This is a genomic window from Janthinobacterium aquaticum, from assembly GCF_009208565.1.
Taxonomy (GTDB): Bacteria; Pseudomonadota; Gammaproteobacteria; order Burkholderiales; family Burkholderiaceae_D; genus Janthinobacterium.
Map to the genome: position 1 here is coordinate 200347 of NZ_WFLK01000010.1, position 19428 is coordinate 219774.

Consider the following 19428-nt stretch of genomic DNA (forward strand, 5'->3'; position numbering starts at 1 on the left):
TGGCATTGATACCGGGCAAGAGCCGTCAGGAACGCCGGAAAACACCGTCAGGCACACGGATTGCGGTACCATCGGTATGTCGCCAGGCTGACCGGCGCTCTCGAACAAGGAAGATACATTTGACTACTTTGCAACTCATCAGCGCCATTATTTTCGCGCTGGCCCTGATCCATACTTTTACTGCCAAGCTGTTTGAAAAGCTGGCGCACCGCCATCCGCGTCATGCCGGCCTGCTGCATCTGCTCGGTGAAGTGGAGGTGGTATTTGGCTTCTGGGCCTTTATACTGATTATCTGCATGGCGCTGGTGGCGGGTGGCGACAGCGCGATTGCCTACGCTGAATCGCGCCACTACACCGAACCGCTGTTCGTGTTCGTGGTGATGGTGGTGGCCGCTTCGCGGCCTGTGCTTGACGCCGTGCAGCGCCTGTTGAAAGCGGTGGCGCGGCTGATGCCGCTGCGTACCGAGCTGGCGCTGGTATGGTTGGGACTGGCGCTGGTGCCGCTGACCGGCTCGCTCATTACCGAGCCGGCCGCCATGACGCTCGCTGCGCTGATGCTGGCGCCGCAAATCTTTCGCAGCGGTATACCGGAATGGCTAAAATATGGTGCTGCAGGCGTGCTGTTCGTCAATATCTCGATTGGCGGCACGCTTACTTCCTACGCTGCGCCGCCGGTATTGATGGTGGCGTCCGCCTGGCAATGGGACAGCGCCTTTATGGCCAGCCACTTCGGCTGGAAAGCTGCCATTGCCGTGCTGGTCAACGCCACCGGCGCCAGCCTGTTGCTGCGCCCGTATCTGCACAGCAATACGGCCGATATCAAACCCAAGCCCGGCGTGGCCGAACCGGCGCCGGTACCGCTGGCCATCAGCCTGGTGCACCTGGCGGTGCTGGCCAGCGTGGTGCTGCTGGCCCATCATCCGGTGCTGTTCCTCGGCCTGTGCCTGTTTTTCCTCGGCTTTGTGCAAGCGTATGAGCGCCATCAAAATCCGCTGATCCTCAAGGAAGGCTTGCTGGTGGGCTTTTTCCTGGCCGGACTGGTGGTACTGGGCGGCATGCAGCAATGGTGGCTGCAACCGATCGTTTCCAGTTTGAAGCCGCTGGCGCTGTTCTTTGGCGCGCTGGGCCTGACGGCCATTACCGACAATGCCGCCCTCACCTATCTGGGTTCGCTGATTGCCGGCATGACGGACGAGGCCAAATACATGCTGATGGCCGGCGCTGTGGCCGGCGGCGGCCTGACGGTAATTGCCAACGCGCCCAACCCGGCCGGCGTGGCGCTGCTGCGCCGCGGCTTCAAAGATGAGTCGATCGGCGCGCTGGGCCTGCTGGCTGGCGCTGCCCTGCCCACGGCCGTTGCGGCAGCCGCTTTCCTGCTGCTGTAACGTTCAGCGCCGCCGCTGGTGGCGCGCAAAGAAATCGAGCAGCAACCGGCTGGCGTCGGGGCCAGCCCGGTCGTTGAACGGCAAGCTGGCGTCGCCGCCGCTCCAGGCATGTTCCAGCTGCTCGATCTGTATCACCCGCAGCAACACCTCGCCACCTGCCTGATAATCATGCACCGCATAGGCGTGACTGCGCTTGCGGCTGCCTGCCGCGCTGGCCGCCGCGCTGGCCGGCACGTTTTCCACCGTGATCACGGTCTCTGGGGGCATGCGGTTGACATGAATTGCCTGGCGCACCAGCTGCTGCTGGTTGACGGGACGCACCACGCTGTCGGCCTGGCCTTGCAGCAAAATCATCGGCAGACGTGGAAACAGCAGCTGGCGCGCCAGCACTTCCTCGATGGCGCTGTCCACTCGCGCCGGCGCGCCATGCTGCATCACGTTCATGGCCCCCAGCACGCTGTGGCCGGCGCCAAACACCGGGCCCGAATGCAGGCCCACGGCGGCAAACAGCTGCGGATGATTGAGCGCCACCAGATGCGCCATGCCGGCGCCGGCCGACAGACCGCAGATATAGATGCGCGCCGGATCAATCGCATAGCGCGCCGCCACCTGGCCGATGGCGCCGACGATCAGGCCGACATCACCGCCACCGTCCTGGGTCTGGCGGTCATACCATTTCCAGCAGCGCCGCGCATGCGCGCGCAACGACTGCTGCGGATAGAGCACCGCATAGCCCTTGCGCTCGGCCAGCCGGTTCATGCGCGTGCCATCGGCAAACTGGGTGGCGCTCTGTTCGCAGCCATGCAGCATCACCAGCAGAGGCCGGCCGCGGCTGCGCATGGCCTGGCTGGGCGCTTTATCTGGTAAATACAGGAAATACGGCAGGCGCCTGGGCACCTGGCCCAGCTCGGGCAACGGCGCATAGTGGGCAGTGAGCCATTTGCCCGGCGCCGGCGGTGACGCGGATGTGGCAGGAGCAGCCGGCATGCGCACGCGTGGCTTTTCCAAAGGCTTGGTCGTCATCGGCTCGAACAGCACCCTGGCCAGCTTGCTGGCAGTGCGCTGCTGCGCCTTGCCAGCACGCAACAGGCCACGCAGCCATTTGCTGGCCGGCTTTACCATGGCAAGTGTTGCATCAGATACTGGGGTTGCAAGATCAGCATGGGCAGCCTCCTCGGTCGTGCCTATAGATTACCGCATTGCAGCATCGAATCGCACATCCCACAATTTAAAAAAGTGCCCCGGGCACAATTGAGGCAGATCAAACGTGTGATCGGCGAGATGTCTAATCTGAAGACTTCATCTGCGCATCCCCATCAAAGGAGACCACACCATGAGCTATCTGGACCGCGACATTCTGGGCATGTACCGCAACGATAGCGGGCCTGGGCCGGCGCTGATGGGCGCCGACACCTTGATCGGCGACGATGTCTACAACCATAACGATGAGTCGCTGGGCGATATCAAGGAAATCATGCTCGACATGCGCAGTGGCAAGATCGCCTACGCCGTGCTGTCCTTTGGCGGCATGCTGGGCATGGGTGAAAAGCTGTTTGCCGTACCGTGGGAAAAGCTGACACTCGACGTCATCAACAAGCGCTTCCTGCTCGACGCCGACAAGGACCAGCTGAAAACCGCCCCCGGCTTCGACCAGGACAGTTGGCCCGACATGGCCAGCGACGCCTGGAACGACCAGATCAACCAGTTCTACGGCACCACTTCGCGCTATGGCATGGAGCGTTCATCGCTGACAGATGATGATATGGATCGGCGTAGGTCGGATTAGGCCCTTCGGGCCGTAATCCGACAATATTGTTGGCGTCGGCGGTGTTGTCGGATTACGCGGGGCCTCGCCCCGCTAATCCGACCTACCCACACTATCACCGCAACATGGACTCCCATACTTTCTGCAAGCGCTTGGCCGACACCGGCATCGGCGTACGCAGCTCCTGGGCAAACAGCGACACGCGCAGCTCTTCAAGCATCCAGCGGAAATCGACCAGTTTCGGGTCGGTATTCTTGCCGGCCTGGCGGTCCCTGGCCTGGCGCAAGTACGGTGCAGCGGCGCTTTGCCATTCGGCCATCAGCTTGACGTCGCGTGCAGGGTCGGCGCGCATTTTTTCCAGCCGTACATTGATGGCTTTGAGGTAGCGCGGGAAATGCGACAGCTGGGTATACTCGTTTTCGGTCAGGAAACGCTTGTGCACCAGTCCTTGCAGCTGGGCCTGGATATCGGCGGCAGCGGGGCCTGGAATATTCTGCAAGCGCTTGGGCAGGCCGTGAAATTCGGTCAGCACCTGCGACAGCAGACGGGCAATTTCGTTGACCAACAGTACCAGGCGCGACTTGCCTTCGGCCTGGCGCTTGGCAAACGAGGCAGCGTCGTGCGGCAGCGGGTCTTGCAGGCAGGCGATATCGATGGCCTTGTTGATGATCTGCTCGCGCAGCTCTTCCTGCGAGCCCAGCGCCATGAACTGCATGCCCATCTGCTGCAGGCCGGGGATGCTTTTCTCGACAAACTTGATCTGCTCTTTCATTTGCAGCGCAAACAGGCGGCGCAGGCCCACTTTGTGGGTACGCGCCGCCACGGTCGGATCGTCAAATACCTCCAGGTCGCAATGCGTGCCCTTGTCGACCAGCGCCGGGAAACCAATCAAGGTCAGCTTGCCCTGCACAATTTCCAGCAGTTCGGGCAATTCGCCAAAGGTCCAGCCGGTCAGGCCCATATGCTGGGCCACGGTATTGTTGTTGGCAGTCTTGGCTGCCGGTGCAGCAGCTCCCTTGGCGTGCGCGCCAGCGGCTGGCGCGGCTTGCCCCCCCGGTGTTTGCAAGCGTGCCGCCACCTGGCTGCCGGCCACCCTGGCGCCCGGCGTGCCGCCCGAGGCGCCTGATACTTCGGCCAGCTTCTGGAAGCTCTGGCGCGCCTGGCCGCCGAATTCGGCCTGCAGGGTGGCCAGGTTGCGGCCCATATCGAGCTGACGGCCATGCTCGTCGATCACCTTGAAATTCATGAAGTGATGGGCAGGCAGGGTTTCCGGCTTGAAGTCGGTGGTCAGCACGTTGATGGTGATCTGCGTGCGGATATCGAGAATGATGGCGTCGATCAGGTCACCCCGGCCAAACACGCCCGCCTCATGCACGCGCTCGCAGAATCTGGCCGCATAGTCGGGCAGCGGCACGCAGTGGCGGCGCAGCTTTTGCGGCAAGGATTTGAGCAGTAGATGCACTTTTTCCTTGAGCATGCCCGGCACCAGCCATTCGCAGCGTTCGCGCGGCAGCTGGTTGAGGGCATACAGCGGCACGGCCAACGTGACACCGTCGCGCACGCTGCCAGGCTCGAAATGATAGGTCAGGCCCATTTCCAGGCCGGTCACCGACATGGTTTTAGGGAACAGCTCGGTCGTCACCCCAGCCGCTTCATGGCGCATCAACTCGTCGCGGTTCAGGTACAGCAGCTTGGGATTGTCGCGTACCGCATCCTTGTGCCACTTTTCAAACCCGGCGCCATTGCACACATCGGCCGGCAGCAGTTGGTCGTAAAAGGCGGCAATCAGTTCATCGTCGACCAGCACGTCCAGCCGGCGCGACTTGTGTTCGAGGTTTTCAATCTCCTTGATCAGCTTGTGGTTGTGCGCAAAGAACGGCGCGCGCGTATCGAAGTCGCCGCCCACCAGCGCATCGCGGATAAAAATTTCACGCGCTTCGGGCAGGTTGAAATTGCCGTAATTGATGCGGCGCTGGCTGTACACCACCAGCCCGTACAGCGTGGCGCGCTCGGAGGCGGTGACCTGCGCCGAGCGCTTTTCCCAGCGCGGCTCGCCCCACGATTTTTTCAGCAGATGGCCGCCGATTTTTTCCAGCCACTCCGGCTCGATCCGGGCCACGCAGCGCGCATACAGACGCGTGGTGTCGACCAGCTCGGCCGCCATAATCCACTTGCCAGGCTTTTTCAGCAGCGAAGAACCGGGCCAGATATGGAATTTGATGCCGCGTGCGCCCAGGTAGCCGGCGCCCGGTTCGTCCTCGCCCTTGAAGCCGATATTGCCCAGCAAGCCGGTCAGCAAGGCCATATGCAGATTGTCGTAGGTGGCCGGCGCGTCGTTCAGGCGCCAGCCCTGCTCCTTGACGATGGTCAGCAGTTGCGAATGCACATCGCGCCATTCGCGCAGGCGCAGTTGCGACAGGAAATTGCTGCGGCAGTTGTCCTGCAGCTGGCGGTTGGTTTTCTTGTGCTCGATGGCGTTTTCAAACCAGCGCCAGATTTTCAGGTAGCTGAGGAACTCCGACTTTTCATCGGCAAACTTCTTGTGCGCCTCGTCGGCGGCCTGCTGGTGCTCCATCGGCCGGTCGCGCGGGTCCTGCACCGACAAGGCCGAGGCCACGATCAGCACTTCGGTCAGGCTGGCGTTGTCGAGCGCCGCGAGGATCATGCGGCCCACGCGCGGGTCGAGCGGCAGCTTGGCCAGCTTGTTGCCCAAGGGTGTGAGCTTGTTGAAATCGTCTACCGCACCCAGTTCCTGCAGCAGCTGGTAACCGTCGGCAATCGCGCGCGCCAGCGGCGGCTCGATAAACGGGAACGTTTCCACATCCGTCAGGTGCAGCGACTTCATGCGCAAAATAACGGCTGCCAGCGACGAGCGCAGGATTTCCGGCTCGGTAAATTTCGGCCGCTGCAGGAAGTCCTGCTCTTCATACAGGCGGATGCAGACGCCGTCGGCCACGCGACCGCAACGCCCGGCGCGCTGGTTGGCGGCCGACTGCGCAATCGGCTCGACCTGCAATTGCTCCACCTTGTTGCGGTAGCTGTAGCGCTTGACGCGCGCCAGGCCAGCATCGACCACGTAACGGATACCGGGCACGGTCAGCGAGGTTTCGGCCACGTTGGTGGCCAGCACGATGCGGCGTGCATTGCTGACTTTAAATACGCGCTCCTGCTCTTCGGCCGACAGGCGCGCAAACAGCGGCAAAATTTCCACATGCGGCGGATGGTGCTTGCGCAGCGCCTCGGCGCAGTCGCGAATCTCGCGCTCGCCCGGCAGGAACACCAGCACATCGCCCGACCCGAGTCGGCACAGCTCTTCCACGCCGTCGACCACCGCATCCATCAGGTCGCGCTTTTCACGCGCCGCTGCCGTGCGCTGGCCGGGCTTGTCGGCTGAAGCCGCACCGGGCATGGCCACCTGCTCGCGCTCGACCGGGCGATAGCGCACCTCCACCTGGTACAGGCGGCCCGACACTTCGATCACCGGCGCCGGTTTTTCAGGCGTGCCAAAATGGCGCGCAAAGCGCTCGGCATCGATGGTGGCCGAGGTAATAATCACCTTCAGATCGGGCCGGCGCGGCAGCAACTGCTTCAGGTAGCCGAGCAGGAAATCGATATTGAGGCTGCGTTCGTGCGCCTCGTCGATAATGATGGTGTCGTAGTTTTTGAGCAGCGGATCGCTCTGCGTTTCGGTCAACAAGATGCCGTCCGTCATCAGCTTGACCGAGGCGCCGCGCGTCAGGGTGTCGGCAAAGCGCACCTTGAAGCCGACCGTCACGCCCAGCGGCGTGCCCAGTTCCTGCGCAATGCGCTTGGCCGTTGAGGACGCTGCGATACGGCGCGGCTGGGTGTGGCCGATCAAGCCTTTCTGGCCACGGCCCAGTTCCAGGCAGATTTTCGGCAATTGGGTGGTCTTGCCCGAGCCGGTCTCGCCGGAAACGATAATGACCTGATTTTCCGTCAATGCCCTGGCGATTTCCTCGCGCCGGCCCGAGACCGGCAAATCTTCCGGATACGTAATCGGCGGCAACGGGTTGCGGAAGGCGCGCTCGGTCTCGCGCACGGCGCGCGCCGCCTCGCGCTGGGCGCGGCTTTCCGCGCTTTCCGGCTGACGGCCACGCTGGCCGCCGCGCTGGCCGCCAGGCGGCTTGCCCGGGCTGGACGCTGCATCGCGCCGTGTATCACGGGGCGAATCATGCAAATTCGCAACATTAGAAGGAGAAGAAGACTTATTGCTGGCTGAAGACATTGTTTTTTACAGGTATTTTGAGCGCGCACATCGCGCAGGCAATTATAATGCGCCTGATGGAAAACCCTACCCAATTCGTCCAATGGCTGCGCTCCGTCGCGCCCTACATCCACGCCTTTCGCGGCAAGACCTTCGTGGTCGCTTTCCCCGGTGAACTCGTCAGTGCCGGGGCGCTGCAGGTGCTGGCCCATGATCTGTCGCTGCTGCATGCGCTCGATATCAACGTCACCGTAGTCTATGGTTCGCGCCCGCAAGTGGCCGAGCAATTGGCCTTGCGTAACGTCGAAGGCCGTTTTCACAACGGCGTGCGCATTACCGACATTGCTGCGTTGGAATGCGCGAAAGAAGCGGCTGGCGAATTGCGGCTCGATATCGAAGCGGCCTTCAGCCAGGGCCTGCCCAATACGCCGATGTCGCATGCGGCCATCCGCATTATTTCAGGCAACTTCATTACCGCGCGCCCGCTGGGCGTGATCGATGGCGTGGACCTGGAACTAACCGGCATTACGCGCAAGGTCGACGCGGAAACCATCCATTCGATCCTCGGTTCGGATGGCCTGGTGCTGCTCTCGCCGCTCGGTTTTTCGCCGACCGGCGAAGCGTTCAACCTGACCATGGAAGACGTGGCCTGCAGCGCCGCCATTGCCTTGCACGCCGACAAGCTGATCTTCATTACCGAAACGCCGATGATGAGCGATGCTGCCGGGGTGGAAATTCGCGAGCTGTCGTCGCACCAGGCCGAAGCCGTGCTGATGGCCGGCTTCCTGCCCGACGCCACCGCGTTCTACCTGAAACACTGCGTCAAGGCCTGCCATAACGGCGTGGAGCGTTCGCATATCGTGCCCTTCACGATGGACGGCTCGGCCCTGCTGGAACTGTTTACCCACGATGGCGTGGGTACCATGATCAGCCATGAAAACCTGGAAAGCCTGCGCCAGGCCACCATCGAAGACGTCGGCGGCATCATCAAGCTGATCGAACCGCTGGAAGCGGACGGCACGCTGGTCAAGCGCGGGCGCGAACTGATCGAGCGCGAGATCGATTACTTCTCGGTGATCGAGCATGACGGCGTGATCTTCGGCTGCGCCGCGCTGTACCCGTTCCCGGCGCAGAAAATGGCCGAAATGGCCTGCCTGACCGTCAACCCGGACGTGCAGGCGCAAGGCGATGGCGAGCGCATCCTGAAACACATGGAAAACCGCGCGCGCGCCGCCGGCCTGAACAAGCTGTTCGTGCTGACCACGCGCACCTCGCACTGGTTCCAGAAGCGTGGCTTCATGCCGGCCACCGTCGACGACCTGCCGAAAGACCGCCAGCATATGTACAACTGGCAGCGCAAGTCGCAGGTGCTGATCAAGACCCTGTAAACACCATCTGCAACGCCAACAATATTGTAAGCGGTGTTATCGGATCAATCAGCGAATATCCAGCGGCGCAAACGACTTCACCAGGTCGTCCAGCGCTTTCAACTGCGCCAGGAACGGCTCAAGCTGGTCCAGCGGCAAGGCGCTTGGGCCGTCGCAACGGGCGTTGTCGGGGTCCGGGTGCGATTCCAGGAACAGGCCGGCAATGCCGACGGCCAGGCCGGCGCGGGCCAGATCGGCTACCTGCTGGCGGCGGCCGCCGGAAGCGGCGCCACCGGGGTCGCGCTGCTGCAGGGCGTGCGTGACGTCAAAGATGATCGGCAAATCGTTGCAGGTTTTTTTCATCACGCCAAAGCCCAGCATGTCGACCACCAGGTTGTCGTAGCCGAGGCAGGTGCCGCGATCGCACAGGATCAGCTGGTCGTTGCCGGCCTCATTGAATTTTTCCACGATATTGGCCATCTGGCCCGGACTCAGGAACTGCGGCTTCTTGATGTTGATGACCTTGCCGGTCTTGGCCAGCGCTACCACCAGGTCGGTCTGGCGCGCCAGGAAGGCCGGCAATTGCAATACGTCCACCACCTCGGCCACCTGCTGCGCCTGCCACGGCTCATGCACGTCGGTAATCACCGGCACGCCAAACGCCGCTTTCACGTCCTGGAAAATGCGCATGCCCTCTTCCAGGCCAGGGCCGCGATAGGAATGGATGGACGAGCGGTTGGCCTTGTCAAAGCTGGCCTTGAAGACATACGGGATGCCCAGCTTTTGCGTCACGCGCACATATTCTTCGCAGCTACGCAGGGCCAGATCGCGCGATTCAAGCACGTTGATGCCGCCAAACAGGGTAAAGCTGCCTTCATTACTGACATTGATGTCGTTGACTTTGACTGAGACCATGGGAGCTTCCATATGGGTTAATGACTACTGTTGCAGAAAAGGGCAAGTGAACACTTGCGCGACAAGCCATCTTACTAGCTGGGGCAGCGCGAATCAAATTTGATCTGGCGCAAGCGCCGCGCAGACGGCGCACGCGCTGCCGCGACCGCCGGCCAAAGGCCGTGCGCAAACTGCCTTATAATCACGCTTTATCTTCATCTCGATTCAGGAGCACAGATGGCCCGCACTATCCATTGCGTCAAACTCAACAAGGAAGCCGAAGGACTGGACTTCCCGCCGTACCCGGGCGAACTGGGCAAGAAAATCTATGAATCGGTCTCGAAAGAAGCATGGGCTGCCTGGCTCAAGCATCAGACCATGCTGGTCAATGAAAACCGTTTGAACCTGGCCGATGTGCGCGCGCGCAAATACCTGGCCACGCAGATGGAAAAACATTTCTTCGGCGACGGCGCCGATGCGGCCATGGGCTACGTCCCGCCGGCCGACTAAGGTTTCAGCCTGCCCCAGTGCCCGTGGCCACAGCGCCGCGGGCGCACCCTCCAGCTTTCGCGCCAACTTCAGCACCAACTTTCGCGCTCCCTTCAGCCGTTTCACGGCACGTTCACCTTGTTTCGTCGCAGACCAGTCGCCCTTTGCCAGGCCGGCGCGCATAGTGTGTCCATCGACAACACATTTCAAGGCGAACATCATGACACAGCTCTTCAGCCACACTCCCCTCTACGTCTGGGCGATTCTGGGTTTTCTGGTTTATCGCGGCGTACTGGCCAGCCGCACGCGTGAATTGAGCTTGCGCAAGCTGTGCGTGATTCCGCTGGTGATGCTGGTGTTGTCGCTGACAGGCGTGGTCGGCAGTTTCGGCCTGCATGGCGTGGCGCCCTACGCATGGGCGGTGGGCATGCTGGCTGGCACGGCACTGGCCTGGAAGCTGGGCAACCCGCGCAGCATCACCGCGTTTCCCGGGCGCGGCACGGTGCAGCGCGCCGGCAGCTGGCTGCCTTTGATCCTGATGCTGGCTATTTTTTGCATGAAATATGCGGTGGCCGTCACGCTGGCGGTGGCGCCAGCGCAAGTCCATGCGGCCGGCTTCGTGCTGACGGTCTGCAGCCTGTATGGCGTATTTAGCGGTATCTTTTTCGGTGGCCTGCTGCGCACCGTGCAGGTGTACCGCCAGGCGATGGGCCAGCCGCTGCAGGCAGCGGCCAGCCACTGATTCAGTACGCCAGTTTCTTAACGCCGTCAGCCGTACCCAGCAGGCAGACATTGGCGCCGCGTGCGGCAAACAGGCCCACCGCAATCACGCCGACGATCTGGTTGATCTGCTGCTCGAGCGCTACCGGGTCGGCAATCTGCAGGCCCAGCACGTCGATAATCTCGCCGCCGTTGTCGGTCATAAAAGGCTGGTCGGTGCCGGCCTTCAGGCGCAGGCGCGGCGTGCCGCCCAGCGCAGCGAGCTGGCGCGATACGGCAGCGCGGGCCATCGGCACCACTTCCACCGGCAGCGGGAAGGCGCCCAGCGTGTCAACCAGCTTGGAGCCGTCGGCGATGCAGACAAACTGCTTCGACACCGACGCCACGATCTTCTCGCGCGTCAACGCCGCGCCGCCACCCTTGATCATGGCGCCGCCGGCGTTGATCTCATCGGCGCCATCGATATAGACAGCAATCGACTCCACATCGTTCAGATCGAATACGGCAATGCCGTGGCCGGCCAGGCGCGCCGCCGTCGCTTCGGACGAGGCCACAGTGCCCTTGATGGTGTGCTTGATCTTGGCCAGCTCATCGATAAAAAAATTGGCGGTCGAGCCGGTACCGACGCCGATGATCTCGCCGGCTACAACATAATCGATGGCGGCGCGCGCTACTGCTTGCTTCAGTTCGTCTTGGGTCATGGTGAAAGACAGTATGGTGGGAGTGGAAATGGCGCTATTTTAACGGATCGCCGCGGCCTATGGCCTGTGCAGCAATTCGCTTGCTGCCAAAACAATTTGTCTTAAAGCAATTTTTCACAGGTCAATTTTCAAGATGTAGACTTAATTTATGCGAGAATACACAATTGACAGTTATTACGCTTCAGGAACACCATGACTCACAGTAAACAGGTACTGGTTGTCGATGACAGCCGGGTCTCGCGTTTGATGGCGCATCAATTTATCCTCAGCAAACACGCCGACTGGCAGGTGACTGAAGCGGCAACGGGCGAAGAGGCACTGCAAAAAGTGGCGACCTTCCAGCCTTACCTGATACTGCTTGATGTCAATATGCCCGGCATGGGCGGCCTGGCCGCCGCCGAGCAGCTGCGCGCCCAGTGCCCACAAACCCATATCTTCCTGGTGACGGCCAATGTGCAGAACGCCATCCGCAACCGCGCCGTCGAGCTCGGTGTGGGTTTCATGGAAAAGCCGATTACGGAAACCCGTATTCATCAGTTGATCGACTCGCTGGCAGCCTAGACATGGTCAATCTCACCGAACTGGAAAACGACGCGCTGGTCGAGATCTTCAATATCGGCGTCGGCCATGCGGCCGCGGCCATGAGCGAGATCGTCAATGAAGAAGTCGTCATGTCGGTGCCATCGATCAGCTTCCTGAACCGCACCGACGCTGCAGAACTACTGGGCAGCAAGAAAGATGGCGAACGCATCTGCGGTGTCAGCCAGCACTACGATGGCGCGTTTGCCACCGAAGCCATCCTGATGTTTCCCGAAGATAAAAGCCTGGAGATCGTGCGCCTGATGGTTGGCGACAGCATGCCGCTGCAGGAACTGACGGAAATGGAACAGGAGGCGATGAGCGAGATCGGCAATATCATCCTCAACGCCTGCGTCGGCACGCTGGCCAATCTGTTCGGCAGCGAACTGCACGGCTCGCTGCCCGTCTACCACGTGGGCACCAGCACCGAAATCCTGTCGGTCTTCGGCGAGCAGGGCGAGGATGTGGTGCTGATGCTGCATATTGACTTCGTGCTGGCCAGGCACCAGATCCACGGCTATGTGGCGTTTGTACTCGATCTGTCCGCCCTGCACGACCTGAAGGAACAGGTCGACCGCTATCTGGCCAGGGTCCTGGGACAGGCTTGACCATGCCAGAAGTCCTGCACCGTCTCAGTCTGCTTGAAAGCATCATCGGCGCCATCAACCTGGGCGCCATCGTGCTTGATGAAAACCGCAGCATCGTGCTGTGGAACGGCTGGATGGCGCGCCACTCGGACTGGCCGGCCGCCACCGTACTGGGGCGCGACTTCTTTGAAGTCTTTCCGGAACTGCAGCACAAACGCATCGAATCGGCCATCACCCAGGCGCTGCGCGACAATTTCCAGTCGCTGCTGTCGCAAACGCTGCACAAGTCGCCGTTCCCGCTCTATTCACCCGGTGCAACCGAGAGCGAAGAGCGCATGCAGCAGGCCGTTGCCGTGACGCCGATCAACCTGCCGGGCGTGCCGCGCCATTGCCTGATCCAGATCAATGACGTGACCATCGCCGTCGGGCGTGAAAAGCTGCTGCGCGAGCAGACCCTGGTGTTGCGTTCGCAAACCTTCTCCGACGGTCTCACTGGCGTGGCCAACCGCCGCCAGTTCGATGTCACGATCGAAAAGGAAATGCGGCGCGCCATGCGCACCGGCAACCCGCTGTCGCTGCTGATGATCGATATCGATCATTTCAAGGACTACAACGATCACTACGGCCACCAGCAGGGAGACGCCTGCCTGATACAGGTCACCGCGGAACTGGCGGCCATGCTCAAGCGCCCCACCGACCTGCTGGCGCGCTATGGCGGCGAAGAGTTTGCCGCCATCCTGCCCGACACCAGTCAAGCGCAGGCGCTGCAGATGGGCGAAGCCATACGCCGGCATGCAGCGGGCTTGCGCATCCCGCATGAAAAAACCGGCGACCTGCTCAAGCACATTACCGTGAGCATCGGTGCAGCGACCCAGAATCCGGGCCAGCCACTGGAAATTGCCGCCCTGATCGGCGCGGCCGACCGCGCCCTGTACCTGTCCAAACGCACCGGCCGCAACCGCGTGACGGCGCAGCCAGTCTGAGGCTTCTTCAGCAGTTTTTCCACACCAGATGCAGCCCAGCGTGAGATGGCGCACGCGTGCGCGCACGCCGTCATGATCAACTGGCAGCTATGTGGCCGCTTGCGCCATCCCACCTCAAGGAGTTTCAGCATGAGCACATGGACACTGCAGGAGCTGGCCAAAAAAATGGCCGATATCGACTTTCTGATGTTTACCACGCGCGCCGCCAACGGCCAGGTGGCCGCACGCCCGATGAGCAACAATGAAGATGTCGACTACGACGGCAGCTCGTGGTTCTTTACCTGGGCCGATGCGCATATGGTCGAGGAAATCCGGCGCGACGCGGCAGTCGGCCTGGCTTACCAGGGCAAGGGCGGCCTGTTTGGCGCGCCGCCGCTGTTTATCGCCGTTGAAGGCAATGCCGAACTGATCACCGACCAGTCGCAGTTTGAGCAGCATTGGGACGACAGCATGAACCGCTGGTTCAAGCAAGGCCCTGCCACGCCGGGCATTATCCTGATCAAGGTACAGGCCAGCCGCATCCACTACTGGGATGGCGAAGACGAAGGCGAGCTTACGCTGTAAGCCAGCGCGGCAGCAGTGCAGGGTCGCCCGGCCGACGCAGGAAGCCGGCCAGCGCATCGCGCAAAAACGGCAGGCTGGCCATCATGGCCGGCAAGCCCAGCTGCGTGGCGCCAAAGTAATGCGCAATCAGCTCGCCCTGCTGCTCCATGTTGTAGCTGCTCAAGGGGCGGCCAGGCGCACTGCTGTCATAGCGATAGGCGCGCTGGCGCAAGTAGCCGCCAGTCAGCGCCAGCAGCAGGCCATGCAGCATGCAGCTGTAACCGAGCTGCCACTGCCACACATGCACCATCTCGTGGATGAAGAACAGCTTGCCGCCAGCGCCCTCGCGTGAAAAGTCGTCGCGGTACTGGGCCTGCATGAAGTACATGCTGCCGCGCGGCGTCATGGCCGTGTTGCGGTCCTGCAGATTGAAGGGGAGAAAGGAGCCGCGCACCACGCGCACGCGTGCGTAGTCGACGGCGTCCTGGAAGACGCTGCGCGCCATGGCGATTTCACCGGCGGTGAGCGGGCGGCGCAGCTTTTGCATCAGTCATCCTTTTGTATGGCCAGCGCAAGGCGCGCGGTGAAGTCGGGTCATGCCTGCCGACCGTAAAACGGAGCAGTATCGCCGACATGGCAGCGTTCATGCAAGAGCGCATGGCCAGCCGGACAGCCTGGCATCAGGACACTCGGTGCGCCGCAAAACCGGCAAGGCCCGGTGCCAGATCCTCACGCAAGGTGAGCGCAGGAATATCGTAGTCGCCCGCGTTCTGGGCACGGAACGCAATCGGCGCAGTACTCGACAGCGTATCGAGACGCTGCCCCAGTTGCGCGCACAGCGACGCAAATATAGCTTCGTCCACCTTGCCGCTACGGTACACCACAAACGGTGGCAATACATCAAACCCCGGATAAAACAGGATGCCATGCTGTATCGGGAACAGCAGATCGTCGATGGGGCCATTGATGCCGCGCGCGCTGTAGTGCGACTCCCAGCCGCCGGTGCTTACCATCAGCATGGCGCGCTTGCCGGCCAGGCTGCCTTCGCCGTAGCGGTCGCCCCAGTGGCGGTCGGAATGCTAGCCCACGCCATAGGCAAAGCCGTTGGCATACACGCGGTCCACCCAGCCCTTGAGAATGGCCGGCATTGAAAACCACCATAGCGGGAACTGCAGGATCACGGTATCGGCCCAGCGCAGCTTTTCCTGTTCGAGCACGATATCGGCACTTTGCCGGCCGCCGTCGTAGGCCCGGCGCGAATCGCGCGCTGCGTCGTAACGCTCGTCCGCCGCGCCATCGAGACTATCACCTGCATCGAGCGCGGCTTTCCATTGCATGGCGTAGAGGTCGGAAACCTGCACTGCATGGCCAGCTGCCTTTAAATGACGTACCGCGAAATCCTTCAGTGCGCCGTTGAGCGACAGTGGTTCGGGATGGGCGTGGACGATCAGTATGTTCATGTTGATGCTCCGTCAGGTGAGAAGCACACAGCGTAAGCCGCGCTCAGGTATATTGGAAATGAATTCCCAACATAGCAGGTATTAATATGATTAATCTTCGGCGACTCGACCTGAACCTGCTCGTCACGCTTGATGTGCTGCTGGCCGAGCACAACGTGACGCGTGCAGCACTGCGGCTGAACCTGTCCCAGCCATCGGTCAGCGTGCATCTGGCCAGGCTGCGCGACATCTTTGACGACCCGCTGCTGCTGCCCGGGCCGCGCGGCATGAAACCGACTGCGCGCGGCGAAGCGCTACGCGAGCCGCTGCGCCTGGCGCTTGAAGCGCTAGGTCATGCCGTAGCGCCGGCCAGTGCTTTCGATCCCTCCAGCGCCACGACTACCTGGCGCGTGGCCGCGACCGATTATGGCGAATCGACCATTGTACTGCCCGCACTGGCAGGACTGCGCCAGCTCGCTCCCGGCACACGGCTGGCAGTGTTGGAGCTGGCGCCAGCGCGCATCACTCAACAGGCCGAACAGGGCGATATCGACCTTGCCTTCCACACCAGCGCTGGCGCACCACCGGGCATGCGCCGGCGCGTGCTGTTTGCCGAGCGCTATGTGCTGGCGGGCCGGGTGGATCATCCACACCTGCAGCGCAAACCGACGATCAGGCAATTTTGCGCACTGGAGCATGTGCTCGTGTCCAACAATGGCGGCGGCTTTTATGGCGTGACCGACGAGGCGCTGGCGCAGGCCGGCCTGGCGCGCCGCGTGGCGCTGTCTGTGCCACACTTTCTGTTCATGCTGGCGGCGCTGGCCTCCACAGACCTGGTTGCCATGGTGCCCGAACGCCTGGTACGCGGTAATCGCGCCTTGACTGCCGTTGCACCGCCGATCGAGGTCCAGGGCTATGACATGGCGATGCTGTGGCACGAACGCGTGCACCGCGATGGCGCCCACCAATGGCTGCGCACGCATATCCAGAACGCCGTGGCGCCAGCTGGCTGACTTTGCATAGCCTTGACGCGTAACAAAAAAAAACGACGCCGCAGCGTCGTTTTTTCCACTTATCAGCTTCGCAAGCCGCTGGCCGCCTTGGCGAGCTCGGTAATGCGGTCCCAGTTGCCGGCCGCAATCGCGTCTTTCGGCGTCAGCCACGAGCCGCCCACGCAGGCCACGTTTTTCAGCGCCAGGAATTGCGACGCGGTTTCCTGCGAAATGCCGCCGGTCGGGCAGAACGTCACGTCCGGCAGCGGGCCGTAGATGGCGCTCAGCATACCGACGCCGCCAGCCGGCACGGCCGGGAACAGTTTCAGTTGCTGGAAGCCGTTTTCACGCGCTGCCATCACTTCACCGGGCGTCATCACGCCTGGCAGCAACGGCAGGCCGCTGCTCTTGGCGGCCGCCACCAGTGCCGACGTCAGGCCAGGCGAGACGCCGAACACGGCGCCGGCGTCGCGCGCGGCAACGAATTCTTCAGGACGCGTCAGGGTGCCCACGCCAACGATGGCACCCGGCACTTCGGACATGGCGCGGATCGCTTCCAGGCCGTGTTTGGTGCGCAGCGTTACTTCCAGCACGCGGATACCGCCGGCCACCAGCGCGCGCGCCAGCGGGACTGCATGTTCAGGCTCGTCGATTGCAATCACGGGGATCACGCTCGATGTGCGCATAATTTCCAGTAGTGTCATGGTCATCTCTTATTTCCTTGCCAAAAAGTCTTCATCGGAACCGGGCACAGTATCGCCGACATTCTCACCTTCGTGCAAGGCAACGGTGGTGGGAATCGGCGACGGCAGGCCGAAAGTGGTCGCGCCCTCTTCTGCTGCGCTGACGGTGGAACGGAACATGGAAAACAGCTCGCGGCCCATGCCGATATGGTTCGGCGACAGGTCGGCCGTGACCAGCGACCGCGCCTGCCAGACGTCAAGCGGCACCAGCGCTTCGAGCACGCCGGTAAAGGCGTCGAGACGGATGATATCGCCATCGCGCACCAGGCCCAGCGGACCGCCGGCCAGGATTTCAGGCGACACGTGGATCGCCGACGGCACCTTGCCCGACGCGCCCGACATGCGGCCATCGGTCACCAGCGCCACATGGCGCCCGGCGTCCTGCAGGTTGGCCAGCGCCGGCGTCAGCGCATGCAGTTCCGGCATGCCGTTGGCGCGCGGGCCCTGGAAGCGCAGCACGGCCACGAAATCGCGGTCCAGCTGGCCGGCCTTGTAGGCGGCCATGAAGTCTTCCTGCGAATTGAAGACAATCGCCGGCGCTTCCACCGTGCGGTGCTCAGGCTTGACGGCCGACACCTTCATCACGGCGCGACCCAGATTGCCGGCCACCAGCACCATGCCGCCATCCGGCGCGAATGGATTGCTGGCCGGGCGCAGCACGCTTTCATCGGCGCTGGCGCTCGGTGCGTCTTTCCAGAAGACCTTGCCGTCTTCGCCCAGGAACGGCTCCTTGCAGTGCGCGCGCAGGCCGTGGCCGAGAATGGTGTTGACGTCTTCGTGCAGCAGGCCGGCGTCGAGCAGTTCGCGGATCAGGTAACCAGTACCGCCTGCAGCGTGGAAATGGTTGACGTCGGCGTCGCCGTTCGGATAGATGCGCGTGAGCAACGGCACGATGGCCGACAGCTCATTGAAATCGTTCCAGTCGATCACGATACCGGCCGCCTTGGCAATGGCCACCAGGTGCAGTGTATGGTTGGTCGAGCCACCGGTAGCGAGCAGACCTACCACGGCGTTGACGATGCTTTTCTCATCGACGATATGGCCGACCGGCAGATAGCTGTCGCTTTGCGCGGTGATCACGGCAGCGCGCTGGGCGGCGGCGCGCGTCAATGCATCGCGCAGCGGCGTGTTGGGCGTAATGAAGGCAGCGCCCGGCAGATGCAGGCCCATCACTTCCATCAGCATCTGGTTGCTGTTGGCCGTGCCGTAGAAGGTACAGGTACCGGCGCCGTGATAGGCCTTCGATTCGCCTTCGAGCAGGTCTTCGCGGGTAGCCTTGCCTTGCGCATACAGCTGGCGCACCTTGGCTTTGTCCTTGTTCGACAGGCCCGACGTCATCGGACCGGCCGGCACGAACACGGCTGGCAGATGGCCGAAATGCAGCGCGCCGATCAGCAGGCCCGGCACGATCTTGTCGCACACGCCCAGGTACAGCGCCGAGTCGAACATATTGTGCGACAGGCCGACGGCAGTGGCCATGGCAATCGCGTCGCGCGAAAACAGCGACAGCTCCATGCCCGGCTGGCCTTGCGTCACGCCATCACACATGGCCGGCACGCCGCCGGCAAACTGGGCCACCGCGTCAACTTCGCGCACGGCATCCTTGATAATGGCCGGATAGCCTTCGAACGGCTGGTGCGCCGACAGCATGTCGTTATACGACGAGACAATGGCCACCGATGGTTTCTTGTATTCCTTCAATACCAGCTTGTCATTGGCAGGAAAGGCGGCAAAACCGTGCGCCAGGTTGGTACACGACAGCGCGCCGCGCTGCACGCCCTTGATGCGCGCTGCATCAAGGTGCGTCAGATAGGCGCCGCGCGAGGGCCGGCTGCGCGCGATAATGCGCGCTGTTACGGATTCGACTACTGGGTGCAGCGCCATAATGAGATTCCTTAAAAAAGTATTTCGTGAAATTTTACTACAAAATGGTGGAGCGGAAGCACTCTTGCCAGCGCCAGTGGCTGAAATATCGCCTTGTTTTTTGCGTATTTCAAGGAAAAAATCTGTTTGTCG

The 19428-nt window shown here is 62.0% G+C and carries 17 protein-coding genes and 1 pseudogene; 10 read left to right on the plus strand and 8 right to left on the minus strand.

Annotated features, from left to right (window positions below):
* Positions 1 to 119 precede the first annotated feature (119 nt).
* Positions 120 to 1385, plus strand: coding sequence for a putative Na+/H+ antiporter (locus GCM43_RS16850; protein ID WP_152246330.1), 1266 nt, complete (start codon positions 120 to 122; stop codon positions 1383 to 1385).
* A 3-nt stretch (positions 1386 to 1388) separates the two neighbouring features.
* On the opposite strand, the gene GCM43_RS16855 is transcribed toward GCM43_RS16850, so the two are convergent.
* Positions 1389 to 2507, minus strand: a complete 1119-nt coding sequence (locus GCM43_RS16855) for an extracellular catalytic domain type 1 short-chain-length polyhydroxyalkanoate depolymerase (RefSeq protein ID WP_152246332.1) — start codon at positions 2505 to 2507, stop codon at positions 1389 to 1391.
* A 211-nt stretch (positions 2508 to 2718) separates the two neighbouring features.
* Here GCM43_RS16855 and GCM43_RS16860 point away from each other — a divergent pair, with 211 nt between their 5' ends.
* Entirely contained in the window at positions 2719 to 3171 is a 453-nt protein-coding gene (locus GCM43_RS16860; protein ID WP_152246334.1) for a PRC-barrel domain-containing protein, read from the plus strand.
* Positions 3172 to 3265: 94 nt separating this feature from the next.
* On the opposite strand, the gene hrpA is transcribed toward GCM43_RS16860, so the two are convergent.
* Positions 3266 to 7396 (minus strand): ATP-dependent RNA helicase HrpA, encoded by a 4131-nt coding sequence (hrpA, locus tag GCM43_RS16865; RefSeq protein WP_152246336.1) that lies wholly within the window; start codon positions 7394 to 7396, stop codon positions 3266 to 3268.
* A gap of 56 nt (positions 7397 to 7452) precedes the next feature.
* Between hrpA and argA the strand changes: the two genes are divergently transcribed.
* Positions 7453 to 8763, plus strand: a complete 1311-nt coding sequence (gene argA / locus GCM43_RS16870; protein WP_152246338.1) for an amino-acid N-acetyltransferase — start codon at positions 7453 to 7455, stop codon at positions 8761 to 8763.
* Positions 8764 to 8811: 48 nt separating this feature from the next.
* On the opposite strand, the gene kdsA is transcribed toward argA, so the two are convergent.
* On the minus strand, positions 8812 to 9657 hold the full coding sequence (gene kdsA / locus GCM43_RS16875; protein WP_152246340.1) for a 3-deoxy-8-phosphooctulonate synthase: 846 nt from the start codon (positions 9655 to 9657) through the stop codon (positions 8812 to 8814).
* A gap of 216 nt (positions 9658 to 9873) precedes the next feature.
* Here kdsA and GCM43_RS16880 point away from each other — a divergent pair, with 216 nt between their 5' ends.
* Positions 9874 to 10146: an oxidative damage protection protein gene (locus tag GCM43_RS16880; protein WP_152246341.1), complete on the plus strand. Its 273-nt coding sequence runs from the start codon at positions 9874 to 9876 to the stop codon at positions 10144 to 10146.
* A 199-nt stretch (positions 10147 to 10345) separates the two neighbouring features.
* The gene (locus tag GCM43_RS16885; protein ID WP_226929525.1) at positions 10346 to 10867 is read left to right on the plus strand and encodes a DUF6622 family protein; all 522 of its coding nucleotides are present in this window, start codon (positions 10346 to 10348) and stop codon (positions 10865 to 10867) included.
* Position 10868: 1 nt separating this feature from the next.
* Here the strand turns inward: GCM43_RS16885 and rpiA are convergent, their stop codons facing one another.
* Complete coding sequence (gene rpiA / locus GCM43_RS16890) at positions 10869 to 11546, minus strand: ribose-5-phosphate isomerase RpiA (protein WP_152246343.1); 678 nt, start codon at positions 11544 to 11546, stop codon at positions 10869 to 10871.
* A 192-nt stretch (positions 11547 to 11738) separates the two neighbouring features.
* Here rpiA and GCM43_RS16895 point away from each other — a divergent pair, with 192 nt between their 5' ends.
* From GCM43_RS16895 to GCM43_RS16910, 4 genes are all read left to right on the plus strand, one after another.
* Positions 11739 to 12107 carry a response regulator gene (locus GCM43_RS16895; RefSeq protein ID WP_152246345.1) on the plus strand — a complete coding sequence of 123 codons (369 nt, stop codon included), beginning with the start codon at positions 11739 to 11741 and terminating at the stop codon, positions 12105 to 12107.
* A 2-nt stretch (positions 12108 to 12109) separates the two neighbouring features.
* Positions 12110 to 12733: a chemotaxis protein CheC gene (locus GCM43_RS16900; protein ID WP_152246347.1), complete on the plus strand. Its 624-nt coding sequence runs from the start codon at positions 12110 to 12112 to the stop codon at positions 12731 to 12733.
* 2 nt (positions 12734 to 12735) lie between these two features.
* Positions 12736 to 13695, plus strand: coding sequence for a diguanylate cyclase (locus GCM43_RS16905; RefSeq protein ID WP_152246349.1), 960 nt, complete (start codon positions 12736 to 12738; stop codon positions 13693 to 13695).
* 129 nt (positions 13696 to 13824) lie between these two features.
* Positions 13825 to 14259 (plus strand): pyridoxamine 5'-phosphate oxidase family protein, encoded by a 435-nt coding sequence (locus tag GCM43_RS16910; RefSeq protein ID WP_152246351.1) that lies wholly within the window; start codon positions 13825 to 13827, stop codon positions 14257 to 14259.
* On the opposite strand, the gene GCM43_RS16915 is transcribed toward GCM43_RS16910, so the two are convergent.
* Together GCM43_RS16915 and GCM43_RS16920 are read right to left on the minus strand one after the other, a co-directional pair.
* Positions 14249 to 14785 carry a type IV secretion protein Rhs gene (locus tag GCM43_RS16915; protein WP_152246353.1) on the minus strand — a complete coding sequence of 179 codons (537 nt, stop codon included), beginning with the start codon at positions 14783 to 14785 and terminating at the stop codon, positions 14249 to 14251. The two genes, GCM43_RS16910 and GCM43_RS16915, sit on opposite strands and share 11 nt — an antisense overlap.
* 133 nt (positions 14786 to 14918) lie before the next feature.
* Positions 14919 to 15698 (minus strand): annotated as a pseudogene (locus GCM43_RS16920) (NAD(P)H-dependent oxidoreductase).
* A gap of 86 nt (positions 15699 to 15784) precedes the next feature.
* Between GCM43_RS16920 and GCM43_RS16925 the strand changes: the two are divergent.
* On the plus strand, positions 15785 to 16690 hold the full coding sequence (locus GCM43_RS16925) for a LysR family transcriptional regulator (protein ID WP_152246355.1): 906 nt from the start codon (positions 15785 to 15787) through the stop codon (positions 16688 to 16690).
* 62 nt (positions 16691 to 16752) lie between these two features.
* Here GCM43_RS16925 and GCM43_RS16930 read toward each other — a convergent pair whose 3' ends face one another.
* Both GCM43_RS16930 and edd read right to left on the minus strand, forming a co-directional pair.
* The gene (locus GCM43_RS16930; RefSeq protein ID WP_152246357.1) at positions 16753 to 17379 is read right to left on the minus strand and encodes a bifunctional 4-hydroxy-2-oxoglutarate aldolase/2-dehydro-3-deoxy-phosphogluconate aldolase; all 627 of its coding nucleotides are present in this window, start codon (positions 17377 to 17379) and stop codon (positions 16753 to 16755) included.
* 3 nt (positions 17380 to 17382) lie between these two features.
* Entirely contained in the window at positions 17383 to 19296 is a 1914-nt protein-coding gene (gene edd / locus GCM43_RS16935) for a phosphogluconate dehydratase (RefSeq protein ID WP_152246359.1), read from the minus strand.
* Between the last annotated feature and the right edge of the window lie 132 nt (positions 19297 to 19428).